The sequence below is a fragment of the Variovorax paradoxus genome, assembly GCF_022009635.1.
GTDB lineage: Bacteria > Pseudomonadota > Gammaproteobacteria > Burkholderiales > Burkholderiaceae_C > Variovorax.
This window is the reverse complement of sequence record NZ_CP091716.1, coordinates 5,808,243-5,831,353: the sequence shown is the minus strand read 5'-3', so window position 1 is coordinate 5,831,353 and position 23,111 is coordinate 5,808,243. Positions and strand designations below refer to the sequence as shown.

General features: G+C 66.7%; 27 protein-coding genes. 18 read left to right on the top strand and 9 right to left on the bottom strand.

Annotated elements, in window-relative coordinates:
- The first annotated feature begins 95 nt into the window (after window positions 1–95).
- From ubiE to L3V85_RS27040, 16 genes are all read left to right on the top strand, one after another.
- Window positions 96–827: a bifunctional demethylmenaquinone methyltransferase/2-methoxy-6-polyprenyl-1,4-benzoquinol methylase UbiE gene (gene ubiE / locus L3V85_RS27115; protein ID WP_237675755.1), complete on the top strand. Its 732-nt coding sequence runs from the start codon at window positions 96–98 to the stop codon at window positions 825–827.
- Window positions 828–859: 32 nt separating this feature from the next.
- Complete coding sequence (locus tag L3V85_RS27110; RefSeq protein ID WP_237675754.1) at window positions 860–1,891, top strand: Tim44 domain-containing protein; 1,032 nt, start codon at window positions 860–862, stop codon at window positions 1,889–1,891.
- A gap of 131 nt (window positions 1,892–2,022) precedes the next feature.
- The gene (locus L3V85_RS27105; RefSeq protein ID WP_237675753.1) at window positions 2,023–2,592 is read left to right on the top strand and encodes a ubiquinone biosynthesis accessory factor UbiJ; all 570 of its coding nucleotides are present in this window, start codon (window positions 2,023–2,025) and stop codon (window positions 2,590–2,592) included.
- Window positions 2,589–4,154 (top strand): ubiquinone biosynthesis regulatory protein kinase UbiB, encoded by a 1,566-nt coding sequence (gene ubiB / locus L3V85_RS27100; RefSeq protein ID WP_237675752.1) that lies wholly within the window; start codon window positions 2,589–2,591, stop codon window positions 4,152–4,154. Before L3V85_RS27105 ends, ubiB begins: the two co-directional genes overlap by 4 nt.
- A 13-nt stretch (window positions 4,155–4,167) precedes the next feature.
- Window positions 4,168–5,619, top strand: coding sequence for a sodium:solute symporter family protein (locus L3V85_RS27095; protein ID WP_237675751.1), 1,452 nt, complete (start codon window positions 4,168–4,170; stop codon window positions 5,617–5,619).
- Window positions 5,620–5,724: 105 nt separating this feature from the next.
- The gene (locus tag L3V85_RS27090; protein ID WP_237675750.1) at window positions 5,725–6,069 is read left to right on the top strand and encodes an FmdB family zinc ribbon protein; all 345 of its coding nucleotides are present in this window, start codon (window positions 5,725–5,727) and stop codon (window positions 6,067–6,069) included.
- A gap of 9 nt (window positions 6,070–6,078) precedes the next feature.
- A complete protein-coding gene (locus L3V85_RS27085; RefSeq protein ID WP_237675749.1) occupies window positions 6,079–6,711 on the top strand; it encodes a DUF502 domain-containing protein in 633 nt (210 codons plus the stop codon).
- Between the two features lie 37 nt (window positions 6,712–6,748).
- Window positions 6,749–8,554, top strand: a complete 1,806-nt coding sequence (gene aspS, locus L3V85_RS27080) for an aspartate--tRNA ligase (protein WP_237675748.1) — start codon at window positions 6,749–6,751, stop codon at window positions 8,552–8,554.
- A gap of 7 nt (window positions 8,555–8,561) precedes the next feature.
- A complete protein-coding gene (gene nudB, locus L3V85_RS27075) occupies window positions 8,562–9,038 on the top strand; it encodes a dihydroneopterin triphosphate diphosphatase (RefSeq protein WP_237675747.1) in 477 nt (158 codons plus the stop codon).
- Window positions 9,035–9,802, top strand: coding sequence for an endonuclease/exonuclease/phosphatase family protein (locus L3V85_RS27070; protein WP_237675746.1), 768 nt, complete (start codon window positions 9,035–9,037; stop codon window positions 9,800–9,802). Before nudB ends, L3V85_RS27070 begins: the two co-directional genes overlap by 4 nt.
- Before the next feature lie 73 nt (window positions 9,803–9,875).
- Window positions 9,876–10,607, top strand: a complete 732-nt coding sequence (gene folE / locus L3V85_RS27065) for a GTP cyclohydrolase I (protein ID WP_237675745.1) — start codon at window positions 9,876–9,878, stop codon at window positions 10,605–10,607.
- Between the two features lie 3 nt (window positions 10,608–10,610).
- Window positions 10,611–11,033, top strand: coding sequence for a BLUF domain-containing protein (locus L3V85_RS27060; RefSeq protein ID WP_237675744.1), 423 nt, complete (start codon window positions 10,611–10,613; stop codon window positions 11,031–11,033).
- Window positions 11,034–11,040: 7 nt separating this feature from the next.
- Window positions 11,041–11,922 (top strand): EamA family transporter, encoded by an 882-nt coding sequence (locus tag L3V85_RS27055; RefSeq protein WP_237675743.1) that lies wholly within the window; start codon window positions 11,041–11,043, stop codon window positions 11,920–11,922.
- 4 nt (window positions 11,923–11,926) lie between these two features.
- The gene (locus L3V85_RS27050; RefSeq protein ID WP_237675742.1) at window positions 11,927–12,751 is read left to right on the top strand and encodes a DUF429 domain-containing protein; all 825 of its coding nucleotides are present in this window, start codon (window positions 11,927–11,929) and stop codon (window positions 12,749–12,751) included.
- A gap of 127 nt (window positions 12,752–12,878) precedes the next feature.
- Complete coding sequence (locus L3V85_RS27045) at window positions 12,879–13,076, top strand: CsbD family protein (RefSeq protein WP_237675741.1); 198 nt, start codon at window positions 12,879–12,881, stop codon at window positions 13,074–13,076.
- Between the two features lie 73 nt (window positions 13,077–13,149).
- Window positions 13,150–13,668, top strand: coding sequence for a BON domain-containing protein (locus L3V85_RS27040; RefSeq protein WP_237675740.1), 519 nt, complete (start codon window positions 13,150–13,152; stop codon window positions 13,666–13,668).
- A gap of 97 nt (window positions 13,669–13,765) precedes the next feature.
- Here the strand turns inward: L3V85_RS27040 and L3V85_RS27035 are convergent, their stop codons facing one another.
- The 6 genes from L3V85_RS27035 to L3V85_RS27010 form a co-directional block, all read right to left on the bottom strand.
- The gene (locus L3V85_RS27035; protein ID WP_237675739.1) at window positions 13,766–14,326 is read right to left on the bottom strand and encodes a ferritin-like domain-containing protein; all 561 of its coding nucleotides are present in this window, start codon (window positions 14,324–14,326) and stop codon (window positions 13,766–13,768) included.
- On the bottom strand, window positions 14,323–14,835 hold the full coding sequence (locus L3V85_RS27030) for a hypothetical protein (RefSeq protein ID WP_237675738.1): 513 nt from the start codon (window positions 14,833–14,835) through the stop codon (window positions 14,323–14,325). Before L3V85_RS27030 ends, L3V85_RS27035 begins: the two co-directional genes overlap by 4 nt.
- On the bottom strand, window positions 14,822–15,205 hold the full coding sequence (locus L3V85_RS27025; protein ID WP_237675737.1) for a phage holin family protein: 384 nt from the start codon (window positions 15,203–15,205) through the stop codon (window positions 14,822–14,824). The genes L3V85_RS27030 and L3V85_RS27025 overlap by 14 nt, the downstream gene beginning before the upstream one ends.
- Before the next feature lie 35 nt (window positions 15,206–15,240).
- Window positions 15,241–15,615 (bottom strand): hypothetical protein, encoded by a 375-nt coding sequence (locus L3V85_RS27020; protein ID WP_237675736.1) that lies wholly within the window; start codon window positions 15,613–15,615, stop codon window positions 15,241–15,243.
- 54 nt (window positions 15,616–15,669) lie between these two features.
- Window positions 15,670–15,834, bottom strand: coding sequence for a DUF1328 domain-containing protein (locus L3V85_RS27015; RefSeq protein WP_237675735.1), 165 nt, complete (start codon window positions 15,832–15,834; stop codon window positions 15,670–15,672).
- Window positions 15,835–16,026: 192 nt separating this feature from the next.
- Entirely contained in the window at window positions 16,027–17,346 is a 1,320-nt protein-coding gene (locus L3V85_RS27010) for a CHASE3 domain-containing protein (protein ID WP_237675734.1), read from the bottom strand.
- A 131-nt stretch (window positions 17,347–17,477) separates the two neighbouring features.
- Between L3V85_RS27010 and L3V85_RS27005 the strand changes: the two genes are divergently transcribed.
- Window positions 17,478–18,110 (top strand): response regulator, encoded by a 633-nt coding sequence (locus L3V85_RS27005; RefSeq protein WP_007837167.1) that lies wholly within the window; start codon window positions 17,478–17,480, stop codon window positions 18,108–18,110.
- Window positions 18,111–18,150: 40 nt separating this feature from the next.
- Here the strand turns inward: L3V85_RS27005 and L3V85_RS27000 are convergent, their stop codons facing one another.
- Window positions 18,151–18,558, bottom strand: coding sequence for a response regulator (locus tag L3V85_RS27000; RefSeq protein WP_237675733.1), 408 nt, complete (start codon window positions 18,556–18,558; stop codon window positions 18,151–18,153).
- A gap of 237 nt (window positions 18,559–18,795) precedes the next feature.
- On the opposite strand from L3V85_RS27000, the gene L3V85_RS26995 reads away from it, so the two are divergent.
- A complete protein-coding gene (locus L3V85_RS26995; RefSeq protein ID WP_237675732.1) occupies window positions 18,796–20,817 on the top strand; it encodes an AsmA family protein in 2,022 nt (673 codons plus the stop codon).
- Here L3V85_RS26995 and L3V85_RS26990 read toward each other — a convergent pair.
- On the bottom strand, window positions 20,814–21,572 hold the full coding sequence (locus L3V85_RS26990; protein ID WP_237675731.1) for a HesA/MoeB/ThiF family protein: 759 nt from the start codon (window positions 21,570–21,572) through the stop codon (window positions 20,814–20,816). The two genes, L3V85_RS26995 and L3V85_RS26990, sit on opposite strands and share 4 nt — an antisense overlap.
- Window positions 21,573–21,584: 12 nt before the next feature.
- Window positions 21,585–23,027 (bottom strand): S41 family peptidase, encoded by a 1,443-nt coding sequence (locus L3V85_RS26985; protein WP_237680658.1) that lies wholly within the window; start codon window positions 23,025–23,027, stop codon window positions 21,585–21,587.
- Between the last annotated feature and the right edge of the window lie 84 nt (window positions 23,028–23,111).

The window sequence follows — 23,111 nt, the reverse complement described above, 5'->3', positions numbered from 1 at the left end:
CAGCCGTAAAGGGCGCACGAAAAAAGCAACAAATGTCCGCCGTGCCCGCGGGGTCGTCGGCTTGATGTGAAGGCTTCCGGCCTAACATCGGTTGCATGAGCACCACACACTTCGGCTTCGAAACAGTCGACGAAAGCGAGAAGGCGCAACGCGTACGCGGCGTCTTCGACTCGGTCGCCTCGCGCTACGACATCATGAACGACCTGATGTCCGCGGGCCTGCACCGTGCATGGAAGGCCTACACCGTGATGGTCGCGAACGTGGGCGAAGGCTCGCGTGTCCTCGACATCGCGGGCGGCACCGGCGACCTCGCCCTGGCCTTCGCCAAGAAGGTCGGCGCCACCGGCCAGGTGGTCCACACCGACATCAACGAAGCCATGCTGCGCACAGGCCGCGACCGCCTGCTCGACGCCGGCGTGTCATTGCCAACCACCGTCTGCGACGCCGAGAAGCTGCCTTTTCCCGACAACCACTTCGACGTGGTCACGGTGGCCTTCGGCCTGCGCAACATGACGCACAAGGACGTCGCGCTGAAGGAAATGAACCGCGTGATCAAGCCGCGCGGCAAGCTGCTCGTGCTCGAGTTCTCGAAGGTCGCGAAGCCGCTGGCCAAGGCCTACGACTGGTACTCCTTCAACGTGCTGCCCCGCCTGGGCAAGCTCGTGGCCGGCGACGACGCGAGCTATCGCTACCTGGCCGAATCGATCCGGATGCATCCCTCGCAAGAGGAGCTCAAGACCCTCATGAAAGAGGGCGGTTTCGGACATGTGGACTATCACAACATGACTGGGGGAATCGCTGCCCTCCATGTTGGAATCAAATGTTGATGAGGCGAATCTTTCGCTCAAGAGGAGACGACATGAAGAGTTTGGGTTCTTTGTTCTTGGCGGTCGCGCTGGTGCTTGGCAGTGTCCAGGCTGAAGCGGCCCGCATGGGTGGCGGCAAGTCGGTGGGACGCCAGTCGTCCAACGTGACGCAGCGCCAGGCCACCCCGCCGGCAGCGCCCGGCGCACCCGCGCAGCAGGGCGCGACCAACGCAGCCGCCGCCAAGCCCGGTGCCGCCGCTCCCGCAGCCGCCGCACCGAAGCGTCCGTGGGGCGCAATGCTCGGCGGCCTCGCGGCCGGCCTGGGCCTCGCATGGCTCGCGCACTCGCTCGGCCTTGGCGCCGGTTTCGGCAACATCCTGCTGATCGGCCTGCTCGTGCTGGCCGGCGTGGTGGTGTGGCGCATGATCAAGGCGCGCTCGCAGCAAGCCTCGGGCGCCAGCCGCCAGGGCGGCTTCGCGTTCCAGGGCGCAGGTGCCAGCCCGAGCAATGCCAGCGCACCGGCGCAATACAGCCCGGCCAACGTGGGCAACGACGCCTCGGCGCGTCCTTGGGAGCGCAATGCGACCGCATTCGACGCAACGCCCGCGGCCGGCCACGGCAGCAGCCTCTCCGCGGCAGGTGCAGCGGCAGGCGGCAGCATGATCGGCTCGGCGCTCGGCGGTTCGCAGTCGTGGGGCATTCCCGCCGGCTTCGACGTCGAGGGTTTCCTCGGTGCCGCCAAGCGCAACTTCGTGACGCTGCAGGATGCATGGGACCGTGCCGACGTGTCGATGCTGCGTTCGATGATGACCGACAGCATGGTCGACGAGATCCGCTCGCAGCTGGCCGACCGCGCCAGCCACACCGGTGGCGCGTCGAACAAGACCGAAGTCGTGATGCTCGACGCCAAGCTGCTCGGCATCGAGGAACTGCCCGACGCCTACATGGCCAGCGTGGAGTTCTCCGGCATGATCCGCGAAGACGCCTCGGCAGGCCCCGGCCCGTTCCGCGAAGTCTGGAACATGACCAAGCCCATCAGCGGCACCAGTGGCTGGTTGGTTGCCGGCGTGCAAGCGCTTCAATAAGGTAAGCGCGAAGGCGGCCGCCGCCGGGCCGCCCCAAGGCGAGCCGCGCCTCCCCCACGGGGGGTGGCGAATGACACGGAGCGAAGCGAAGTGCAAAGCCGGGGGGCGGTATGACGGGGATAATGGGGACTATGGCCACACCATCGTCCCCTTTTTCTTTTCTCGGCGACCTTTTCAATCGCATCGGCGAGCGCCTGCAGCCGCCGGACTGGGCGGTCCACGAGATCCAGCATCGCGCGGTCCTGTTCCTGAACCATGTGCTGCAGCAGGAGCCTGAAGCCCAGCAGCGGCTGCTGCGCCAGCAGGGGCGGGTGGTGCGCTTCCAGTGGCGCTTCGTGACCATGGAACTGGTGGCCACGCCGGCCGGCCTGCTCGACCTGGCCCCGGCGGGCTCGGTGCCCGAGCTGACGCTCACCGTCACCGATGATTCCCCCTTCGACATCGCCCGCGCCACGCTGCGCGGCGACAAGCCCTCGGTGCAGATCATCGGCGACGTGCAACTGGCCGCCGAGGTCAACTGGCTGGTCGATCACGTGCGCTGGGACATCGAGGACGACCTCGCCCGGGTGATCGGCGACGTGCCCGCGCATACGCTGGGCAATGCCGTGCGCCGCGTGGTGGGCGCGCTGCGCCAGTTCGTCGGCGACCGCACCGCACGCGCCGGCGCTTCGACGACCGGCCCGGCGAGCAACGCCGAATGAGGCGCTTCTATCGAGGCTTGTTCATCGTCTGGGTCGCGCTGCGCTACGGCCTCGACGAGCTGGTGCTCACCAGCTTCCAGAAGCCCTGGCTGCGCGTGGTCGCGCGCATCGTGTCCTTCGGACGCAACCTCGACGCGCCGCGCGGCCAGCGCTTGCGCGAGGCGCTCGAAAGGCTCGGCCCCATCTTCGTGAAGTTCGGCCAGGTGCTGTCGACCCGGCGCGACCTGCTGCCGCCCGACATCGCCGACGAGCTGGCTTTCCTGCAGGACCGCGTGCCGCCGTTCCCTTCGTCGGTGGCCATCGCCACCATCGAGCGCGCGTTCCGCCGCCCGGTGGGCGACGTGTTCGTGCAGTTCGACGAAACGCCCATCGCCAGCGCATCGATCGCCCAGGTGCACTTCGCGACCATCCGCACCAACGCGGGCGAACTGCGCGAGGTCGCGGTCAAGGTGTTGCGGCCCAACATGCGCGGCGTGATCGAGAAAGACCTGGCGCTCATGGCCATGATGGCCGGCTGGGTCGAGGGCCTCTCGGCTGACGGCAAGCGCCTGAAGCCGCGCGAGGTGGTCGGCGAGTTCGACAAGTACCTGCACGACGAGCTCGACCTGGTGCGCGAGGCGGCCAACGCGGCCCAGTTGCGCCGCAACATGTCCGAGCTCGACCTGGTGCTGATCCCCGAGATGTTCTGGGACTTCTGCCACCCCGAGGTCATCGTGATGGAGCGCATGAAGGGCGTGCCCATCGCGCAGATGGACCGCCTGCGCGCGGCCGGCGTCGACATTCCCAAGCTGGCGCGCGACGGCGTCACGATCTTCTTCACGCAGGTGTTCCGCGACGGCTTCTTCCATGCCGACATGCACCCCGGCAACATCCAGGTGAGCCTGGAGCCGGAGACCTTCGGGCGCTACATCTCGCTGGACTTCGGGATCATCGGCACGCTGACCGAGTCGGACAAGGAATACCTGGCGCAGAACTTCGTGGCCTTCTTCCGGCGCGACTACAAGCGCGTGGCCGAGCTTCACCTCGAAAGCGGCTGGGTGCCGGTGGGCACCCGCATCGACGAGCTGGAGGCGGCCATCCGCACCGTGTGCGAGCCGTACTTCGACCGTCCGCTGAAAGAGCTTTCGCTGGGCATGGTGCTGATGCGCCTGTTCCAGACCTCGCGCCGCTTCCAGGTCGAGATCCAGCCGCAACTGGTGCTGCTGCAGAAGACGCTGCTCAACATCGAGGGCCTGGGCCGCAACATCGACCCCGACCTCGATCTCTGGGCCACCGCCAAGCCCTTCCTCGAGAAGTGGATGGTCGACCAGATCGGACCCAAGAAGCTCTTGCAGCAGCTCAAGGCCGAGGCGCCGCGTTACGCCAAATTGCTTCCTCAATTCCCGCGACTTTTGCACGATTTCCTGGAAAATCGCCCCGCCGACAACCGGCGCGAACTGCTCGAACTGCTGGCCGAACAAAAACGCACCAACCGGTTGCTGCAGACCATCGTCTACGGTGGCATAGGTTTTGTATTGGGGTTGCTCGCCATGCAATTGCTGGTGCGCGTGCGCTTGTTCTAGAGGAGTTTTCGCCGTGTTGTTGACGCTGGTCATCGTCTATCTGCTGGTCACCATCGCGATCGGCCTCTATGCCGCCAAGCGGGTGAAGAACACCACCGACTTCGCCATCGCCGGGCGGCACCTGCCGCTCTTCATGATCGTCACGACCACCTTCGCCACGTGGTTCGGCTCCGAAACGGTGCTCGGCATCCCGGCCAAGTTCATCGAGGGCGGCCTGAACGGCGTGGTCGAAGACCCGTTCGGCGCGGGCACCTGCCTGATCCTGGTGGGCCTGTTCTTCGCCGGCAAGCTCTACCGCATGACGCTGCTGACCATCAGCGACTATTACCGCGAACGCTACGGCCGCACCGTCGAGGTGGCCTGCTCGCTGATCATCATGCTGAGCTACCTGGGCTGGGTGTCGGCGCAGGTCACGGCGCTGGGGCTGGTGTTCAACCTGCTGTCGGCCGGCGTCATCAGCATTCCGATGGGCATGGTGATCGGGGTGATCTCGATCCTGGCCTACACGCTGTTCGGCGGCATGTGGTCGGTGGCCGTCACCGACTTCATCCAGATGATCATCCTGGTGGCCGGCCTGGCCGTGATCGCGATGTTCGCCGGCAGCATGGCCGGCGGCGCGGACAAGGTGGTCGCCTTCGCCGTGAGCAAGGACCTCTTCAAGTTCTGGCCCGAACCGAGCTGGCACGACATGGTGTTTTTCTTCGCGGCGGCCATCACCATGATGCTGGGCTCCATTCCGCAGCAGGACGTGTTCCAGCGCGTGATGTCCGCCAACAGCGTGAAGGCGGCCACGCGTGGCCCGGTCATCGGCGGCCTGGCTTACATCCTGTTCGCTTTCGTGCCGATGTTCCTGGTGGCCAGCGCGCTGCTGATCATGCCGGAGCAGACCGCCACGCTGCTCAAGGAGGATCCGCAGAAGGTGCTGCCCACGCTGGTGCTGCAGAAGATGCCGTTCGTGATGCAGGTGCTGTTTTTCGGTGCGCTGCTGTCGGCCATCAAGTCGACCGCTTCGGCCACCTTGCTGGCGCCCAGCGTCACTTTCACCGAGAACATCTGGCGCCAGTTCCGCCCGGCCGGCACCGATCGCCAGAACCTCATGACGATGCGCATCACGGTGCTGCTGTTCAGCGCCGCGGTGCTGGCCTATGCCATCCGCATGCAGGGCACGCCGATCTACGAACTGGTGTCGGGTGCCTACCAGGTGCCGCTGGTGGGAGCCTTCGTGCCGCTGGTGTGCGGGCTGTACTGGCGCCGCGCCACCACGCAAGGGGCGGTCGCCTCGATCGTCCTGGGCATCGGCGTCTGGTTGCTGTTCCTGGCCGTGTCGGCCTGGGGCGCGGTGTTTCCGGCGCAACTGGCCGGCGTGCTCTGCTCGTTCGTCGGCATGGTGGCGGGTTCGCTGCTGCCGCAGTGGTTGGCGAACACTCACACGCCGCACCGCCCTTTGGCTGCGGAGCCGGCCTGAAGCCCAGGCTCGGCGGTCGGGCAGGGCGCCCTTTGGCGGGGGCGCCCCTATAATCGAGGGCTTTGCGAGCGGCAGCTGCGCCGCTTTTTTGACCTCCGGATCTCCATGCCCATCTACGCCTACAAGTGCAGTGCCTGCGGCTTTGCCAAGGACGCCCTGCAAAAGATGTCCGACGCGCCCCTGACGGTGTGCCCGGCGTGCGGCGCGAGCGCGTTCGAGAAACAGGTCACCGCCGCCGGCTTCCAGCTCAAGGGCTCGGGCTGGTACGTGACCGATTTCCGCGACGGCGGCGGCAAGAAGTCCGAGCCCGCCACCGCGCCCGCCTCCGGCGACAGCGCCAAGCCCGCCGATTCTTCTTCTCCCGCCGCGGCTCCTTCCTCTTCCAGCGCGGCTCCCAGCCCCGCTCCGGCGGCCCCGGCACCCGCGCCGGCCGCCACAAGCAGCGACTGATCGACCGCCATGCTCGCCCTGCGCAAATGGTTGTTCTCCGGCTTGCTGGTGATCGTTCCGCTGTTCATCACCCTGGCGGTGCTGAAGTGGATCATCGACACGCTGGACCAGACGCTCTGGGTGCTGCCCGGCGCCTGGCAGCGCTGGCTGTACGAGAACAACATCCGTGGGCTGGGCGTGCTGCTCACCTTGGCCATCCTGCTGGTGGTCGGCGCCGTCGCGAGCAACTTCGTGGGCAAGCGCCTGCTCGGCTGGGGCGACGCCGTGGTGCGCCGCATTCCGGTCGTGCGCTCCATCTATTCCAGCGTCAAGCAGGTCTCGGACACGCTGTTCTCCGAGAACGGCAATGCATTCCGCACGGCGGTGCTGGTCCAGTGGCCGCGCGAAAACGTCTGGACCATCGCCTTCGTGACCGGCGCGCCGGGCAACGAAGTGGCCGCGCACCTGGGCAACGAAGACTTCCTCAGCGTCTACGTGCCCACCACGCCCAACCCCACGGGCGGCTACTTCGTGATGCTCAAGCGCAGCGACTGCATCGAACTCAAGATGAGCGTGGACGAAGCGCTCAAGTACATCGTCTCGATGGGGGTGGTCGTTCCTGGCGGCCCCGCCGTGCTGGCGACCAAGCCATCCAACTCATAAAAACGAACGCGCCGTCAAGGCGCCGGAAGTCCTCTCTATGGCCATGCGTACTCACTATTGCGGTCTCGTGACCGAAGCCCTGATGGGCCAAACCGTTACCCTGTGCGGCTGGGTCAACCGTCGCCGCGACCACGGCGGCGTGATCTTCGTCGACGTGCGCGACCGCGAAGGTTATGTGCAGGTGGTGTGCGACCCCGATCGCGCCTCCACCTTCGCCGTGGCTGAAAACCTGCGCAATGAGTTCTGCGTGCAGATCACCGGCCTGGTGCGTTCGCGCCCCGAGGGCACGACCAACGACCAGCTCAAGAGCGGCAAGATCGAAGTGCTTTGCCACGAACTGAAGGTGCTGAACCCCTCGGTCACGCCTCCGTTCCTGCTGGACGACGACAACCTGTCGGAAACCACCCGCCTCACGCACCGCGTGCTCGACCTGCGCCGTCCGGCCATGCAGCGCAACATGATGCTGCGCTACAAGGTGACGATGGAAACCCGCAAGTTCCTCGACGCCAACGGCTTCATCGACATCGAGACGCCGATGCTCGGCAAGTCCACGCCCGAAGGCGCGCGCGACTACCTCGTGCCCAGCCGCGTGCACGACGGCAGCTTCTTCGCGCTGCCGCAGTCGCCCCAGCTCTTCAAGCAGCTGCTGATGGTGGCCGGCTACGACCGCTACTACCAGATCGTGAAGTGCTTCCGCGACGAGGACCTGCGCGCCGACCGCCAGCCCGAATTCACGCAGATCGACATCGAGACCTCGTTCCTCGCCGAAGAGGAAATCCGCGAGATGTTCGAAGGCATGATCCGCAACGTGTTCCGCAACGCCGCGGGCATCGACCTGCCGGTGTTCCCGACCATGACGTACGGCGACGCGATGTTCAAGTACGGCTCCGACAAGCCCGACCTGCGCGTGAAGCTCGAATTCACCGAACTCACCGAGCTGATGAAGCGCGTGGAGTTCAAGGTGTTCTCCAATGCCGCCACCATGCCCGGCGGCCGCGTGGTCGCGCTGCGCGTGCCCGGCGGCGGTGCCGAGGGCGGCCTGTCGCGCGGTGAAATCGACGCGTACCAGGAATTCGTCAAGATCTACGGTGCCAAGGGCCTGGCCTACATCAAGGTCAACGACGCAGCCGCCGGCCGCGAAGGCCTGCAGAGCCCGATCGTGAAGAACCTCGACGACAACGCGCTGGCCGAGATCATCGCCCGCACGGGTGCCCGCAACGGCGACATCCTGTTCTTCGGCGCCGACAAGGAAAAGGTCGTCAACGACGCCATCGGCGCGCTGCGCATCAAGATCGGCCACAGCGCCTTCGGCAAGAAGAGCGGCCTGTTCGACGACCGCTGGGCACCGCTGTGGGTGGTCGACTTCCCGATGTTCGAGTTCGACGAGGAAGGCCAGCGCTGGAGCGCCGTGCACCACCCGTTCACCGCGCCCAAGGACGGCCATGAAGACCTCATGGACACCGCCCCCGAGAAGTGCATCGCCAAGGCCTACGACATGGTGCTCAACGGCATCGAGATGGGCGGCGGTTCGGTGCGTATCCACCGCGAGGAAGTGCAGAGCAAGGTGTTCCGCGCGCTGAAGATCAGCGCAGAAGACGCGCAGCTCAAGTTCGGCTTCCTGCTGGACGCGCTGCAGTACGGCGCGCCGCCGCACGGCGGCATCGCCATCGGCCTGGACCGCCTGGTCATGCTGATGACCGGCGCCGAGTCGATCCGCGACGTGATCGCCTTCCCCAAGACCCAGCGCGCGCAGGACCTGCTGACGCAGGCGCCGAGCCCGGTCGACGAGAAGCAGCTGCGCGAACTGCACATCAAGCTGCGGAACACGCCCCAGGCGGCTTGACGAGGCCATGACGATCAGCCCCCGGCCCTGGAAGATTCCGGAGTCGGTGCTGGTCGTGATCCACACGCCGGCGCTCGATGTGCTGCTGATCCGGCGTGCGGATGCCGAGACCGACTTCTGGCAGTCGGTCACCGGCAGCAAGGACCTGGCCGACGAGCCGCTCGCGCTCACCGCGGCGCGCGAGGTGGCCGAGGAAACCGGCATCCAGTGCGGCGAAGGCACCGCGCTGGCCTTGCAACTGGTCGACTGGCAGCTGCGCAACGTCTACGAAATCTATCCCCGCTGGCGCGCCCGCTACGCGCCCGGCGTCACCCACAACACCGAGCACCTGTTCGGCCTGTGCGTGCCCGAGCGCCTGGTGCCCGTGCTGGAGCCCCGCGAGCACACCGCGTGGCAATGGCTGCCGTACCGGGAAGCCGCCGACGCTTGTTTTTCCCCATCGAACGCCGAAGCCATTCTGTTGCTGACAGAATTTGTGCGATGAACCAGCCGGCAGCATCAGCAGCGCAAAACCTCCGGGTCGCGACCTACAACATCCACAAGGGTGTGCAGGGCATCGGGCCGGCGCGCAGGCTCGAAATCCACAACCTGGGCCATGCCATCGAGCAGCTCGACGCCGACATCGTCTGCCTGCAGGAAGTGCGCAAGATGAACCGGCAGGCCGCCGCCCGCTTCGCGCGCTGGCCGGAGCTGCCGCAGGCCGATTTCCTCGCGCCCGAGGGCTACACCGCCGTCTACGAGACCAACGCCGTCACGCGCCACGGCGAGCACGGCAATGCGCTGCTGACGCGCTGGCCGGTGCTGCGCACCAGCCACCAGGACATTTCCGACCACCGCTTCGAGCAGCGCGGCTTGCTGCACGTGGTGATCGACGTGGAAGGCCGGCGGGTGCACGCCATCGTGGTGCACCTGGGGCTCATCAAGGGCAGCCGTGTGCGGCAGATCGCCCGGCTGCGGGAGTTCATCGACCGCGAGGTGCCGCCCGACGAGGCCGTGGTGGTGGCGGGCGACTTCAACGACTGGGGCGCGCGCATGCGCTACGCCATGAATGCCATGGGCATGCGCGACACCAGCGACCTGCGCGGCCCGCGCACGCTCACTTACCCCTCGCGCCTGCCGGTGGCGCAGCTCGACTTCGTCTACGGGCGCAGGCTGGAGCCGCTGGCCTGCGCGGTGCCGCGCGGCCCCATATGGGCCCGAATGTCCGACCACCTCCCGTTGGTGGCCGATTTTTCGCTCCTTAATTGATAGCATTGCTCCAAGAAGGGACGGGCGTTGCGGCCCCGAATGTCTGGAGCCATTCACTGGTACGATCCCCGCCATGCTGAGGAAAACCGACGTCGAACCGCTGCCCGATCGAAAAGACGACGACGAGGGTACGCCCGTCTCCGTCAAGATCCGCGAGCGCATCACCGCCGCGCGCAAGCGCTTCAATGCCAACGACAACATTGCCGAGTTCATCCAGCCCGGCGATCTGGAGGCGTTGCTCGACGAGGTCGAGGTCAAGATGAAGGGCGTGCTCCAGAGCCTGGTCATCGACGTGGAGAACGACCACAACACCGACAACACCGCTCGCCGCGTCGCCAAGATGTACCTGAACGAGGTGTTCCGCGGCCGCTACGTGGCCGCGCCCTCGCTCACCGAGTTTCCCAACGCCGAGCACCTGAACGAGCTGATGATCGTCGGCCCGATCACCGTGCGCAGCGCCTGCTCGCACCACTTCTGCCCGATCATTGGCAAGCTCTGGATCGGCGTGATGCCCAACGAGCACACCAACGTGATCGGCCTGTCGAAGTACGCGCGCCTGGCCGAATGGGTCATGGGCCGTCCCCAGATCCAGGAAGAAGCCGTGGTGCAGCTGGCCGACCTGATCCAGGAAAAGACCCAGCCGGACGGCCTGGCGCTCGTCATGGAAGCCGAGCATTTCTGCATGGCCTGGCGCGGCGTCAAGGAAATGGACAGCAAGATGATCAACTCCGTGATGCGCGGCGTGTTCCTCAAGGACCCGAGCCTGCGCCGCGAATTCCTGTCTCTCCTGCCAAGAAAGAGCTGAGCCATGCTGGTCCGACTTCTCTACGCCAGCCGCGCCGTCGACACCAGCCCCGAGGCCATCGAGTCGATCCTCGCGCAATCGCGCTCGCACAACACGGCCTGCGGCATCACCGGCATCCTTTGCTACGGCGCGGGCACCTTCCTGCAGGCCATCGAGGGCGGGCGCATGGCCATCAGCGAGCTCTACGGCCACATTCAGCGCGACGCGCGCCATAAAGACGTGGTGCTGCTGCACTACGAGGAAATCTTCGAACGCCGCTTCGGCGGCTGGACGATGGGGCAGGTCAACCTGTCGAAGCTCAATGCCTCGACGCTGCTCAAATATTCCGAGAAACCCGAACTCAACCCCTATGCGGTGTCGGGCAAGGTCTCGCTGGCGCTGCTCGAAGAACTGATGGCCACGGCCGCCATCGTCGGCCGCCACTGATCCAGGGGTGCCGCTCTCCGCATTCGCACTGATCCTGCTGGCCGGGATCATCCACGCAGGCTGGAACATCGTCGCCAAGAAGGCGAACGGCGATGCGCGCTTCAGCTTCCAGACCAGCGTGTTCAACATGCTCATCTGGGCGCCCGTGGGCATCACCCTGGGCTGGAACGTGGTGCCCGGCTGGGGCGCGGCCGAGTGGGGCTTCGTCGTGCTCAGCGGCGTGCTGCACGTCTTCTATTTCATCGTGCTGCTGCGCGGCTACCGCAGGTCGGACCTGACCGTGGTCTATCCGCTGGCGCGCGGCTCGGGGCCGCTGTTGTCGTCGCTGGTGGCGGTGCTCTTCCTGGGCGAGAAGATCAGCCTCTTCGGCGTGGCGGGCATCGCGGGCGTGGTGCTCGGCGTCTTCCTGGTGGCGGGCGGGCCGAAGCTCTGGCGCAAGTCGCATGACGCGGCGCAGCGTGAGCGGGTGCACAAAGGCATTCGCTACGGCGTGCTGACGGGCGGTTTCATCGCGGCCTACACGGTGGTCGACAGCTACGCGGTCAAGTTCCTCGTCATGTCGCCGATCCTGCTCGACTATTTCGGCAACCTCGTGCGCATCGTGCTCCTGCTGCCGGTGGCGCTGAAAGACCGCGCCACGACCGCGCGCATGTGGCGCTCGCAGTGGAAATATGCGGCGCTGGTGGCGGCGGTCAGCCCGGTTTCCTATGTGCTGGTGCTGTACGCCGTGCAGCAGGCGCCGATCTCGCACGTCGCGCCGGCGCGCGAGGTGTCGATGCTGTTCGCGGCGCTGATCGGCGGACACCTGCTGCGCGAAGGCGACCGGCTGCTGCGGCTGCTGGGCGCGGTATTCATCGCCGCCGGCGTGGTGGCGCTCGCGCTGGGCTGAGGCGATGGTGCTGTTCGGCTGCGACTTCTCGAGCGCGCCGACCTCGCGCAAGCCCATCGTCGTGGCCGTCGGTGAACTGCAAGAGGACGGCCGCGTCGCGCTGACCGGGCTGCGTCGCTTTGCCTTGCTCGACGCGTGGGGTGACTGGCTGCGCGACACGCCCGCCTGGGTCGGCGGTTTCGACTTTCCGTTCAGCCTGCCACGCGAACTGGTCGAGCACCTGGGCTGGCCGCTGCAGTGGGAAGCGCTGATGCTGCATTACGCCGGACTGAGCCGCGCGCAGATCCGCGACACCTTCGCGGCCTTTTGCGCGTCCCGCCCGGTCGGCGGCAAGTTCGCGCACCGCGCGGCCGACCTGCCCGCGGGATCGAGCCCGTCGATGAAGTGGGTCAACCCGCCAGTCGCGTACATGCTGCACGCGGGCGTGCCGCGCCTGCTGGCGTCGGGGGCGCGGATTCCCGGGCTGCACCCGGGCAGCCGGCAGGACTGCATCGCGCTGGAGGCCTATCCCGGCCTGCTGGCGCGCGAGTTGATCGGCCGGCGCAGCTACAAGAGCGACGACCGGCGCAAGCAGACGCCCGAGCGCCTGGCCGCGCGCACCGACCTGCTGGCCGCACTCGAAGCCGGCACATCGCGGCTGGGCCTGCGGCTCTGGGTCACGGCGCCGCAGCGCGCCGAATTGCTGGCCGATGCACGCGGCGACGACATCGACGCCGTGCTGTGCCTTCTGCAGGCGGCATGGGGCCTGCAGCGCGCCGGCAGCGCGGGGCCGGGCCACGGCCTGCCTGAGGGCTTCGATCCGCTTGAAGGATGGATCGTCACCGCCTGAGCCTTGTTGTCCTACACCGCTTCGGGCTTCCGGCTCCGCCCCGTGCCGAGAAGCAGCGCCTAGATTGAAGTCAGTGGGTCATATCGGCCCACGGTATTTCACCCACCCCTCACAGGAAGGAAGCGACATGAACAAGGACCAAGTGGCAGGACGCGTCGAAGAAGCCAAGGGCAAGATCAAGGAAGTGACCGGCAAGGTTGTCGGCAACGAAAAGCTCCAGAGCAAAGGCCTTGGCGACCAGGCCGCCGGCAAGGTGCAGAAGACCTACGGCGACGTGAAGGAAAAGACCAAGGACGCGATCAAGTCGGGCGCCGACAAGCTCTGATCCCGCTGGCCAGGGCTGCGCGCGTGTGCGTGCAGCCCTTTTTTCTTTGCAGAGAGCGAACGGAGGAAATCAAATGAAAAAGCATCCACAACCCGCCGCCATGCCGCATTCGCGCGCATGGCTGGCCGTGCTGGTGGCGGGCGCCGCGCTGACGCTGGCCGCCTGTGACAAGTCTGACAATCGCACCGCGGGCGAGAAGCTCGACAGCGCAGTCGCCAAGACCGAGCAGGCCGCAGATACCGCCGCGGCCAAAACCGGTGAGGCCGTGCGTGAAGCCAAGGCCAAGGTCGACGCATCCGGCACCACCGCCGAAGTGAAGCAGGGCATGGCCAATGTCGCCGAAGCCGCCAAGGAGGCCGGTGCCACCATGAGCGCGAAGGTCGACGACGCCGCCATCACCGCTTCGGTTTCCGCGGGCCTTGCGAAGGATCCGGACCTGAGCGCTATCAAGATCAATGTCGACACCAAGGGCGGTGCCGTGAGCCTGAAGGGGCCGGCGCCCACTGCCGCCGCCAAGGCGCGGGCCGAAGAAATCGCCAAGGGCGTGCAGGGCGTGACCTCGGTGGATAACCAGCTCGAAGTGAAGAGCTGATTCCCGCGATTCGCCGCACGCAAAAAAGCCCGGAATGTCCGGGCTTTTTGCTTTGTGGCCCCCGTCAGGTTCGGGGGCCACGAAGGATAAGGCGGGCTCAGTGTCCGAGCCAGTCCTTCAGCTCGTCGGCGTGCTCTTCCTCGTCGGAGAGGATGTCCTCGAGCATGCGGCGGGTGGTCGGGTCTTTGTCGCCGATCAGCGCGATCATCTGGCGGTACGACTCGACCGCGATGCGTTCGGCGATCAGGTTGGCGCGCACCATCGCCTGCAGGTCGGTCGATTCGTCGTACGCCGCATGGCTGCGCTCCAGCAGGTGCGAGGGCGCGAAGTCGGGCTCGCCGCCCAGTTGCACGATGCGTTCGGCAATGCGGTCCGCATGGCCCGATTCTTCGTTTGCGTGCACCAGGAACTCGTCGGCGATGGCGGGCGACTCCACGCCGTTGGCGGTGAAGTAGTGGCGCTTGTAGCGCAGCACGCACACCAATTCGGTGGCCAGCGCGTCGTTCAGCAGCTTGACCACGTCGTCGCGCCAGGGGCCGTAGCTGGGCGTGACGGCGCCGTCGTCCAGGCTCTTGCGCGCGGCGTCCAGGCCGCCCTGGTCGAGCACCAGGTGCTTGTGTCCGGAGGCCTTGGTGGATGAGGAAACATCGGCTTTCATGGAGGGTCCTTTCGTGGGGGGCTTGGGTTCTTCTGCATCAACGTGTTGACGATGTCAGCCACGTCGGATGTCTTCAGTACCGCCGCCAGCACGGCCGTGACCGAGAGCAGGCGCCACGGCTTCACGAGCACCAGCACCGCGCCGGTCGCCGCGGCCACAGCCATCAGCTTGGCGGGCTGCTTGCGGGCGTAGTGCTCGAGCATCGGGCGGGCCAGCTGGCCTGCCGCATGGGCGGGATGGCGGCGCCACCAGCGCTGCACGATGCTGCGCGCGAGCGGCACCCAGACACCGCCGCCAGCGCCGTTCGGCTGGTGGCGCTCTGCGTGGCCTGCTTGCGCGGCGTCGTGGTGCGCGTATTCCAGGTCGTCGTCGGCTGCGCTCGCGGGGGCGTGGTTCAGGAACGCGTCGTGCGCGTCCTCTCCGCCGCCGTTGAGCTGGCGCACCAGCGCGCGGCGCGAGAGGGCCAGGCGTTGCTGCGGGGTCAGGGGTGTGCGGTCAGCGCTGGCCATGATGGGCTCCGGCGTCATGCAAGGCCTGCAGGTCGGCCTCGAGTTGCGAGCGCAGGTCGTCGAAACCGTGGCTCGGGCTGGGGCGTGTCGCGTACCAGGCGCAGAACGCCGCGATCACCACGGCCACGCCGGGTACGGCCACCAGCACCCAGTGAAAACTGCCGTGCAGCACGCCGAGCAGCACGGCCACGCCGATCAGCCCGAGGGCCAGCATGGCGCTGGCCGCGGCCAGCACCCCCGCGACGATGCGGGCGACGAGACCGCGCCCCGCCTGCGCAGTTTCCTGGCGGACGAGGGCGGCGTAGTTGGCGAGGTGTTCAGCAACGAGTTCCGGATGCCCGAGCACCGTGGAAAAAATCGGATGAAGCATGGTGCCGGGGATCGGTGGAACTGGAACTCAGCGGATCAGTAGTCGTCCCGGCTGCGGCGGCTGGCCAGCACGATGAGCGCGGTGATGGCGGCGCCCGCTGCGGCGGCGATCAGCACCGAGCGCACGGGTTGGTCGGAGATGTAGCGGCCGGTCACGTCGGCGGCTTGGCCGATGCGGCGCTGGGCGCGCGCGCCGGTGGTGGACGCCGCGTCGAGGCCGCGCTGCACGGCTTGCTGCACGCGGGCTGCGAGTTGCTCCACGGCAGGCTCGGCGTCGCGGCGCAGTTCGCGGACCTTTTCACCCGCCGCATTCACCGCGTTCTGTGCATAGGCGCGGGTCGATTCCACCGCTTCGTTGGCGGTCTGACGCGCGTCGTCGGCGAGCTGCGAGGGAGTCTTGGTCGTGTTCATGTGTAAGTCCTTTCCGGGAAGATGAAATGCGGGAGCCTGTTGATCGTAACTACGCTACTTGCGTCGGAGCAAGCCGCTCAGGAAGCTCGCGATAGCCAGGATGGCGAAGATCACGAAAAGAATCTTGGCGATGCCGACCGCGCTGGCGGCGATGCCACCGAAGCCGAACAGGGCGGCGATGAGCGCAATGACCAGAAAAACCACGGCGTAATGCAGCATGTGGAACTCCTTCGAGGCTTCCCTCGTTGTTTTGAAAACGGCACATCCGGAGGGCTTCTGGGAAGCTGCGAATGGCACAGGAGCAACCTTAAGTGGCCCCTCGCGCCGGACCTGTCAGCGGTCGGGGGCGGGGTGCGTAGGAGATAGCCGAGTGGGCCGAGTGCGGCCGATTGGACGGCCGGGCCGCCAGGCTCAGGTCGGGCGCACCACCGGCAGCATGGCGCTCAGCCGCGTGCCCTTGCCGGGGGTCGACGACACCGTCAGCTTGCCGCGCGCCGCCTCCACGCGATGCCGCATGCCCGCCAGGCCATGCGTCGACGGGCGCATGCGCAGGGTGTCGAAGCCCTTGCCGTTGTCCGCCACTTCCACGATCACGTGGTTCTCGTAGTTCTTCAGCACGATGGTGGCCTCGCTGGCCTCCGCGTACTTGCCGATGTTGGTCAGGCTCTCCTGCACCATGCGGTAGATGGTGAGCTGGCGCGATTCGTCCATGGTCACCGGCTCCAGCGCCATCTCGATCTGCAGGCCCGAGCGCTCGGCGAATTCGCGTCCCAGGATCTCCAGCGACGCGACCAGTCCGAGGTTCGACAGCGACGAGGGCCGCAGGTCTTCGATGATGCGGCGCTTGAGCGCGATGCCGCTGTTGAGCAGCTCGGTCAAATGCTGCAGCCGCTGGATGGCGTCGGGCGAATCCGCCAGCCGCGACTTCAGCCGAGCCACGTCGAGCTTGGCGGCGGTGAGCAGCGAGCCCAGTTCGTCGTGCAGTTCGCGTGCGAGGTAGCCGCGCTCGGTTTCGCGCACATCCTGCAGGTGGGTCGCCAGCTCGGCCAGCGAGGCGGTGCGCTCGCGCACTTCGTCTTCCAGCGCATTCCTTTCGCGCTGAAGGGTTTCCTGCTGGCGCTCGCCGATGGAGCGCAGCGCGTGCGTCTGCCGCAGGTACAGGAAGAAGGCGAGCAGCGCGGCCAGCGCCACGATGGCGGTGCCGATGCGCGCCAGCTGCAGCGACTTGAGCACCTGCACCTGGCTCTGGTGCAGCGTGTCGTTGCTGATCCGGACCAGCTCGCCCGCCGTGGTGCGGATCGAATCCATCTCCTCGCGGCCCACGTCGGTCGTGATGACGAACTTCCAGGCGTCCTCCTTGCCGTCCTGGCGCAGGCGCACGCTCATGTCCATCTCGGCCACCTTGCGCAGCACGTGCTTGGAGAGTTCGGCCAGCTGGGTGAGTTCGGCCGGGCGGCCGGCGTAGAGCCGGCGCAGCGTCGCGAGGTTGCCGTCGACCTGCTTCACCGCCGTGTCGTACGGCTGCCGGTAGTTCGCCTCGCCGGTCAGCAGGTAGCCCCGCTGGCCGGTCTCGGCGTCCAGCATGTTCTGCAGGATCTGGTTGAGCGTGCCGCGCACCTGCTGCGCCTCCTCGATGTCGGCGAGGGCGCGGCTGGACTGCCGGTAGCCGGCCTCGTTGATGCCGACGAGGGCCAGCGCGGCCAGTGCCGCGAGCAGCAGGCTCAAGGCCATTCTTGGAGGGGCTAACCAGTGCATGAAACTTTCAAGGCTGCTTACTACGCAAGTTCGTGAATAATTGACAACAATCAGGGACCCGGCATGTTGCGGCCCGCATGCGCGCAACACAACGACGAAAGTAACAGATGATCAAAATCGGAATTGTGGACGACCACGCCATCGTGCGATCCGGCCTCCGGCAGTTCTTCTCCGAGCACGTGGACCTGCGCGTGGCGGGCGAAGCGGCCAGCGGGCGTGAAGCCATCGAACTGGTGCGCACCACGGAGTTGGACGTGCTGGTCATGGATCTTTCGATGCCGGGGCAAAGCGGGATCGACGCGCTTGCCATGATCCGCGCCAAGGCGCCGGACGTCGGCATCCTGATCCTGAGCGGCTACCCCGAGGAGCACTACGCGATGAACCTGATCCGTCAGGGCGCGAGCGGCTACCTCAACAAGGAGTGCGATCCGATCGAGATCGTCAACGCCATCCGCACCATTTCGCTGGGCCGGCGCTACATCACGCCCGCCGTGGCCGAACTGCTGGCCCGCCAGCTCGACCGCAAGGACGACGCCGCGCCGCACGAACAGCTCTCGGAGCGCGAGTTCCAGGTGTTCCTGAAGCTGGCCAAGGGCGAGACCGCCGGCGACATCGCCAAGACGCTGTCGCTGTCGGTGAAGACGGTGAGCACCTACCGTACGCGCCTGATGGAGAAGATGAATCTTTCCTCCAACAGCGACCTGACGTACTACGCGCTGAAGAACAAGCTGATCGATTGAGGCCAGCCGGGGAATAGGGAAGGGGCCCAACGCGGCCTCTTCAGCCCGCGGCCCGCGGCGAGGCGCGCAACGCGCTCGCCTGCCCGAGGCAGAAGTCGACCAGCGCGTCGATTTCGTTCGACTTGTCGAACACCGCGTCGACCCCGAATTCGGCGCAGCGCCGCCGGATGTCCGGCGTGGCGTAGTTGCTGAGCACCACCACCTTCTGGGTCGGGCCGCGTGCCTGGCAGGCCTGCAGCACACCCAGGCCGCTTCCCTGCTTGAGAAAGAGGTCGACGATGGCAAGGTCCCAGTCGCCGGTATGCGCCTGCAGCCAGTCGCGCGCGCCGCTCTCTGTCTCGGCAAAGCCGACGACTGCGGCGCAGGCGAGTTCTTCCAGGGTGCCAATAAGGTTTTCACGGATCGTGAGGTTGTCTTCGACGACGTAAGTCTGCAATCTGGGATCCATGCCGAACCGCGCTTCCTCTTACGTTGGCAGGAGCATCCGAAGCGCCCCCGCCTGTGGGAATGCCTGCAAGTGGACATTGAGGCCTCCTTGTCGCGCATCATGCAAGCTTCAAGGACCGGGCGTTGTAGGCGGGTTCCGACGATGCACAAACAAAGCTTCCGCCGTAGGCAATGCCGCACGGTTTCTGCGGTCTACTGCCGACCCTGGACGGGTCGTGCCCAAGGTATTCCATAAGACATGGCAACGAACATTCTTCGCTCACGGCCCCTGTGGCAGAAACTGCTGGCTTTCGTGGTGCTGCTGCTGGCCGCGCTGGTGCTGGTGCTGGCGTTCTTTCCGTGGGACGTGCTGCGCGAGCCTGTCAATCGCTATGTGAGCGAGAAGACCGGCCGCAAGTTCGAGATCACGCGCCGGCTCGACGTGAACCTCGGCTGGCGGCAGGCCACCGTCAAGTTCGACGGCATCGAGTTCGCGAACCCCTCGTGGGCGCGGGACCCCTACCTGGTGAAGGCGGACCGGGCCGAGTTCGACATCCGCATCTGGCCGCTTCTGGCCAGCAAGGTGAACATTCCGCGCCTGGCGCTGTTCTCGCCCACCGTGGGCCTGCAGATGGAGCAGGACGGGCGCCGCACCTGGGCGCTTGGCAAGGACACCTCCGATTCAGGCACCGTGCCCAGCATCGGCCTGATACAGGTCGACAGCGGGGCGGTCGACTTCCTGGCCAAGCATCTGGGCGTCGACCTGCATGCCGACCTGAGCTATGACACCAGCCGCGGCGAAATGCCGCTCAGCTACCGCATCAAGGGCCGCTACAAGGGCCAGCCGCTGACCGCCAACGGCCGCACCGGCAACGTGCTCCAGATCAACGCCACGGGCGCGCCGCCGTTCCCGCTGGAAATCAACGCGGCCGCCGGCCAGACCCAGTTGAAGGCGAGCGGCACCGTGGCCGAGCTCTCGGGGCTCGATGGCATCGACGCCAAGTTCGAACTCAAGGGTCAGACGCTGGGTGCGCTGTTCCCGCTGCTGGGCATCGCGCTGCCGCAGACCTCGCCCTACGCATTGAGCGGCGACCTGAGCAAGCGCGGCACCCTGTGGGGCGTGGCTGGCCTCAAGGGCAAGCTGGGCCTGTCCGACATTTCCGGCGACATGCGTTTCGACCAGGCCGGCAAGCTGCCGCACCTGTCGGGCGAACTGCGCTCGCGGGTGATGGACATGGACGACCTCGGCCCGCTGATCGGCCTGCCGCCCACCGCGCGCACCGCCAACACGGTGGAAGGCGTGGCGCCCCCGCCGACCGTGACGCAGGTCAAGCGGGCGGGCGGCAAGGTGCTGCCCACCGCGCCGCTCGACTTCGAGCGTCTGCGCGCCATGAATGCCGACGTCAAGTACACCGCAGACCGCATCCAGAACGTGCGCGACATTCCGCTCGACCGTGGCAGCGTGCAGGTGAAGCTGGACAACGGTGTGCTCACGCTCGATCCGCTCGACCTGGGCGTGGCCGGCGGCAAGCTCGGCGGTGCGATCCGCATCGACGCCTCGAAGAACCCGGCGGACATCCGCGCCTCGCTCGATGTGCGCGCCATGCAGCTGGCCCGCCTGTTCCCCAAGCTGGAGACCACCGGCAACAGCGTGGGACGGCTGGACGGGCGCGTCAACCTGTCGGGTTCGGGCAGCACGGTGGCCAACTGGCTGGGCGGCGTGTCCGGCGACGTGGCTGTGATCTCGGGGCGCGGCCAGTTCGGCAACCTGCTGCCCGTGTTCGCGACGCTGGTGGGCGGTGACATCATCAAGTTCCTGCTGCGCGGCGACCGCAATGTGGAGCTGCGCTGCGCGGCCCTGGCCTTCGACGTGAACAAGGGGCTGATGACCGGACGCACGCTGGTGCTGGACACGACCAACGCGGTGTTCACCGCCACCGGCCAGGCCAATCTTGCGACCGAGGGCCTGGATTTCGTGATCCGCCCGGAGCCGAAGAGCAAGAGCATCCTCTCGATCCGCACGCCGCTGGTGGTGAGCGGTACGTTCGGGGCGCCCAAGGGCGGCCTGCAGGTGACGCCGTTGGCCGAGCGCGGGCTGGCCGCGCTGGCGCTGGGGGCCATCAATCCTTTGCTGGCGCTGGCCGCGACCATCGAGACCGGGCCGGGCGAAGATGCCGATTGCAAGGGCGTGCTGGGCGATGCGAACCGCCCGACGGCAGGGGCGGCAGCCAATGGCGCCGCGAAGGCGAAGGGCGCCAAGCAGCCTGTGAAGCAGCCCTAAGCGTGGGGACGTTGCCCGCAGACGCTGCAATGCGGGTCCCGCGCCACACGCAAGGTGTCGAAGCTGGTACTGCGTCCGTCGAACATCAACAGCTTGCCCGCCAATGACGGACCGATGCCGGCGAGCAGCTTGAGCGCTTCGCTGGCCTGCAGCGTGCCGATCGTTCCGACCACGGGACCGAACACGCCCAGTACCGCGCAGCGCGTTTCCTCGAAAGTCGCGTCTGGCGGGAACAGGCAGGCATAGCAGGGGGAAGCCGCATCGCGCGTGTCGTACACGCTCAGTTGCCCGTCGAAGCGGATCGCCGCACCGGCAACCAGCGGCTTGGCATGCGCCACGCAGGCACGATTGACGGCCTGCCGGGTGGCGAAGTTGTCGCAGCAGTCGATCACCACGTCGGCCTGACTGACCAGGCGCGACAGCAGTGCATCGTCGGCCCGCACCGCGTGCGTCTCGATGTAAATGTCGGGGTTGATGTCGCGCATGGCCTGCGCGGCTGATTCGACCTTGGACAGCCCGACCCGCGCGTGCGTGTGGGCGACCTGGCGCTGGAGATTGGTGAGATCGACCTCGTCGTCGTCGACCAGCACGATGTGGCCGACCCCTGCGGCGGCAAGGTAGAGCGCAACCGGCGAGCCCAGCCCGCCGGCGCCGATCATGAGAACCCGTCCGGCACTGACGCGCTCCTGCCCGTCAATGCCGAATTCCTCCAGAAGGATGTGGCGCGAGTAGCGCAGCAGCTGGCTATCTTCCATGCGCCACCGGGCTCAGTTTTCCTTCTTTTCTTCCTTGTTGTCGACGATGACCTGCGTTTTGCTCACGAGCACGGGCTGGCCCTTCAGGCGGTTGAGCGCCTGCACCAGCGGGAAGTCCTTGTCGGTGCCGAACTCGGGCACCTTGCGGTCCTGCGGCGGCTTCTTGGCTTCTTCCTCGAGGCGCTTGCGGGCTTCGTCGCGGGCCTTTTCGCGTTCCGGGTCCTTGACTTCGGGGCCCTGGCCGCTGGCCAGATGCTTCTCGAGGTCGGCCTCGCGCATGCGCAGGGCGGCGAAGGGGCTGCCCTCGGCGCTTTCGTCGACCAGCACGTTGGGCACGATGCCCTTGGCCTGGATCGAGGTGCCGCTCGGCGTGTAGTAGCGCGCGGTGGTGATCTTCAGGCCGGTGTCGGGGCCGAGCGGGCGAACCGTCTGCACCGAGCCCTTGCCGAAGGTCTGGCTGCCCATGATGGTGGCGCGCTTGTGGTCCTGCAGAGCGCCGGCGACGATTTCGCTGGCCGAGGCCGAGCCTTCGTTCACCAGCACCACCAGCGGCACGGTCTTCAGCGCCGCGGGCAGGCTGCGCAGCGGGTCGCTGCCCGAACGGCGCTGGTAGTACTCCGGCGCCGCCTTGTAGATCGACTTGCTCTCGGCCAGCTGGCCGTCGGTGGTGACGACCGTGACGTTCTCGGGCAGGAAGGCCGACGACACCGCCACCGCCGCGTCGAGCAGGCCGCCCGGGTCGTTTCGCAGGTCGAGCACCAGGCCCTTGAGGTTCGGGTCTTCCTTGTACATCTCGTCGATCTTCTTGACGAAGTCGTCGACGGTGCGTTCCTGGAATTGCGACAGGCGGATCCAGCCGTAGCCGGGCTCCATGATCTTGCCGCGCACCGACTGCGTGCGAATTTCCTCGCGCGTGATCGTGACCGGGAAGGTGCGGCTCTCGTCCTTGCGGAAGATGGTCAGCAACACCTTGGTGTTGGCTTCGCCGCGCATGCGCTTGACCGCCTCGTTCAGCGACAGGCCGCGTACGGCGGTGTCGTCGATCTTGGTGATCAGGTCATTGGGCTTGAGGCCGGCGCGGAAAGCCGGGGAGCCTTCGATGGGCGAAACGACCTTGATCAGGCCGTCTTCCTGCGAAATCTCGATGCCCACGCCGACGAACCGGCCGGTGGTGCCTTCCCTGAATTCCTTGAAGGACTTCTTGTCGAAGTACTGGGAATGCGGGTCGAGCCCGGCGACCATGCCGGAAATGGCGTCGGAGATGAGCTTTTTCTCGTCGACCGGCTCGACGTAGTCGCTCTTGACCATGCCGAAGACGGCAGCGAGCTGCTGCAATTCCTCGAGCGGCAGTGGCGCAAGCGAACCGCGTGCGACTGTCTGCAACGAGACGGTGGTCAGGACGCCTGCTACGGCGCCGGCGGCGACCCAGCCGGTGATCTTCAGTTTCTGGCCCATCATGAGTGGTTGTCCTTGTCGGCGGCTGTCGAACCAATATACACAGCTTGGAAGCAAATTGCCTGCCGGGGTTCCACGAATGGG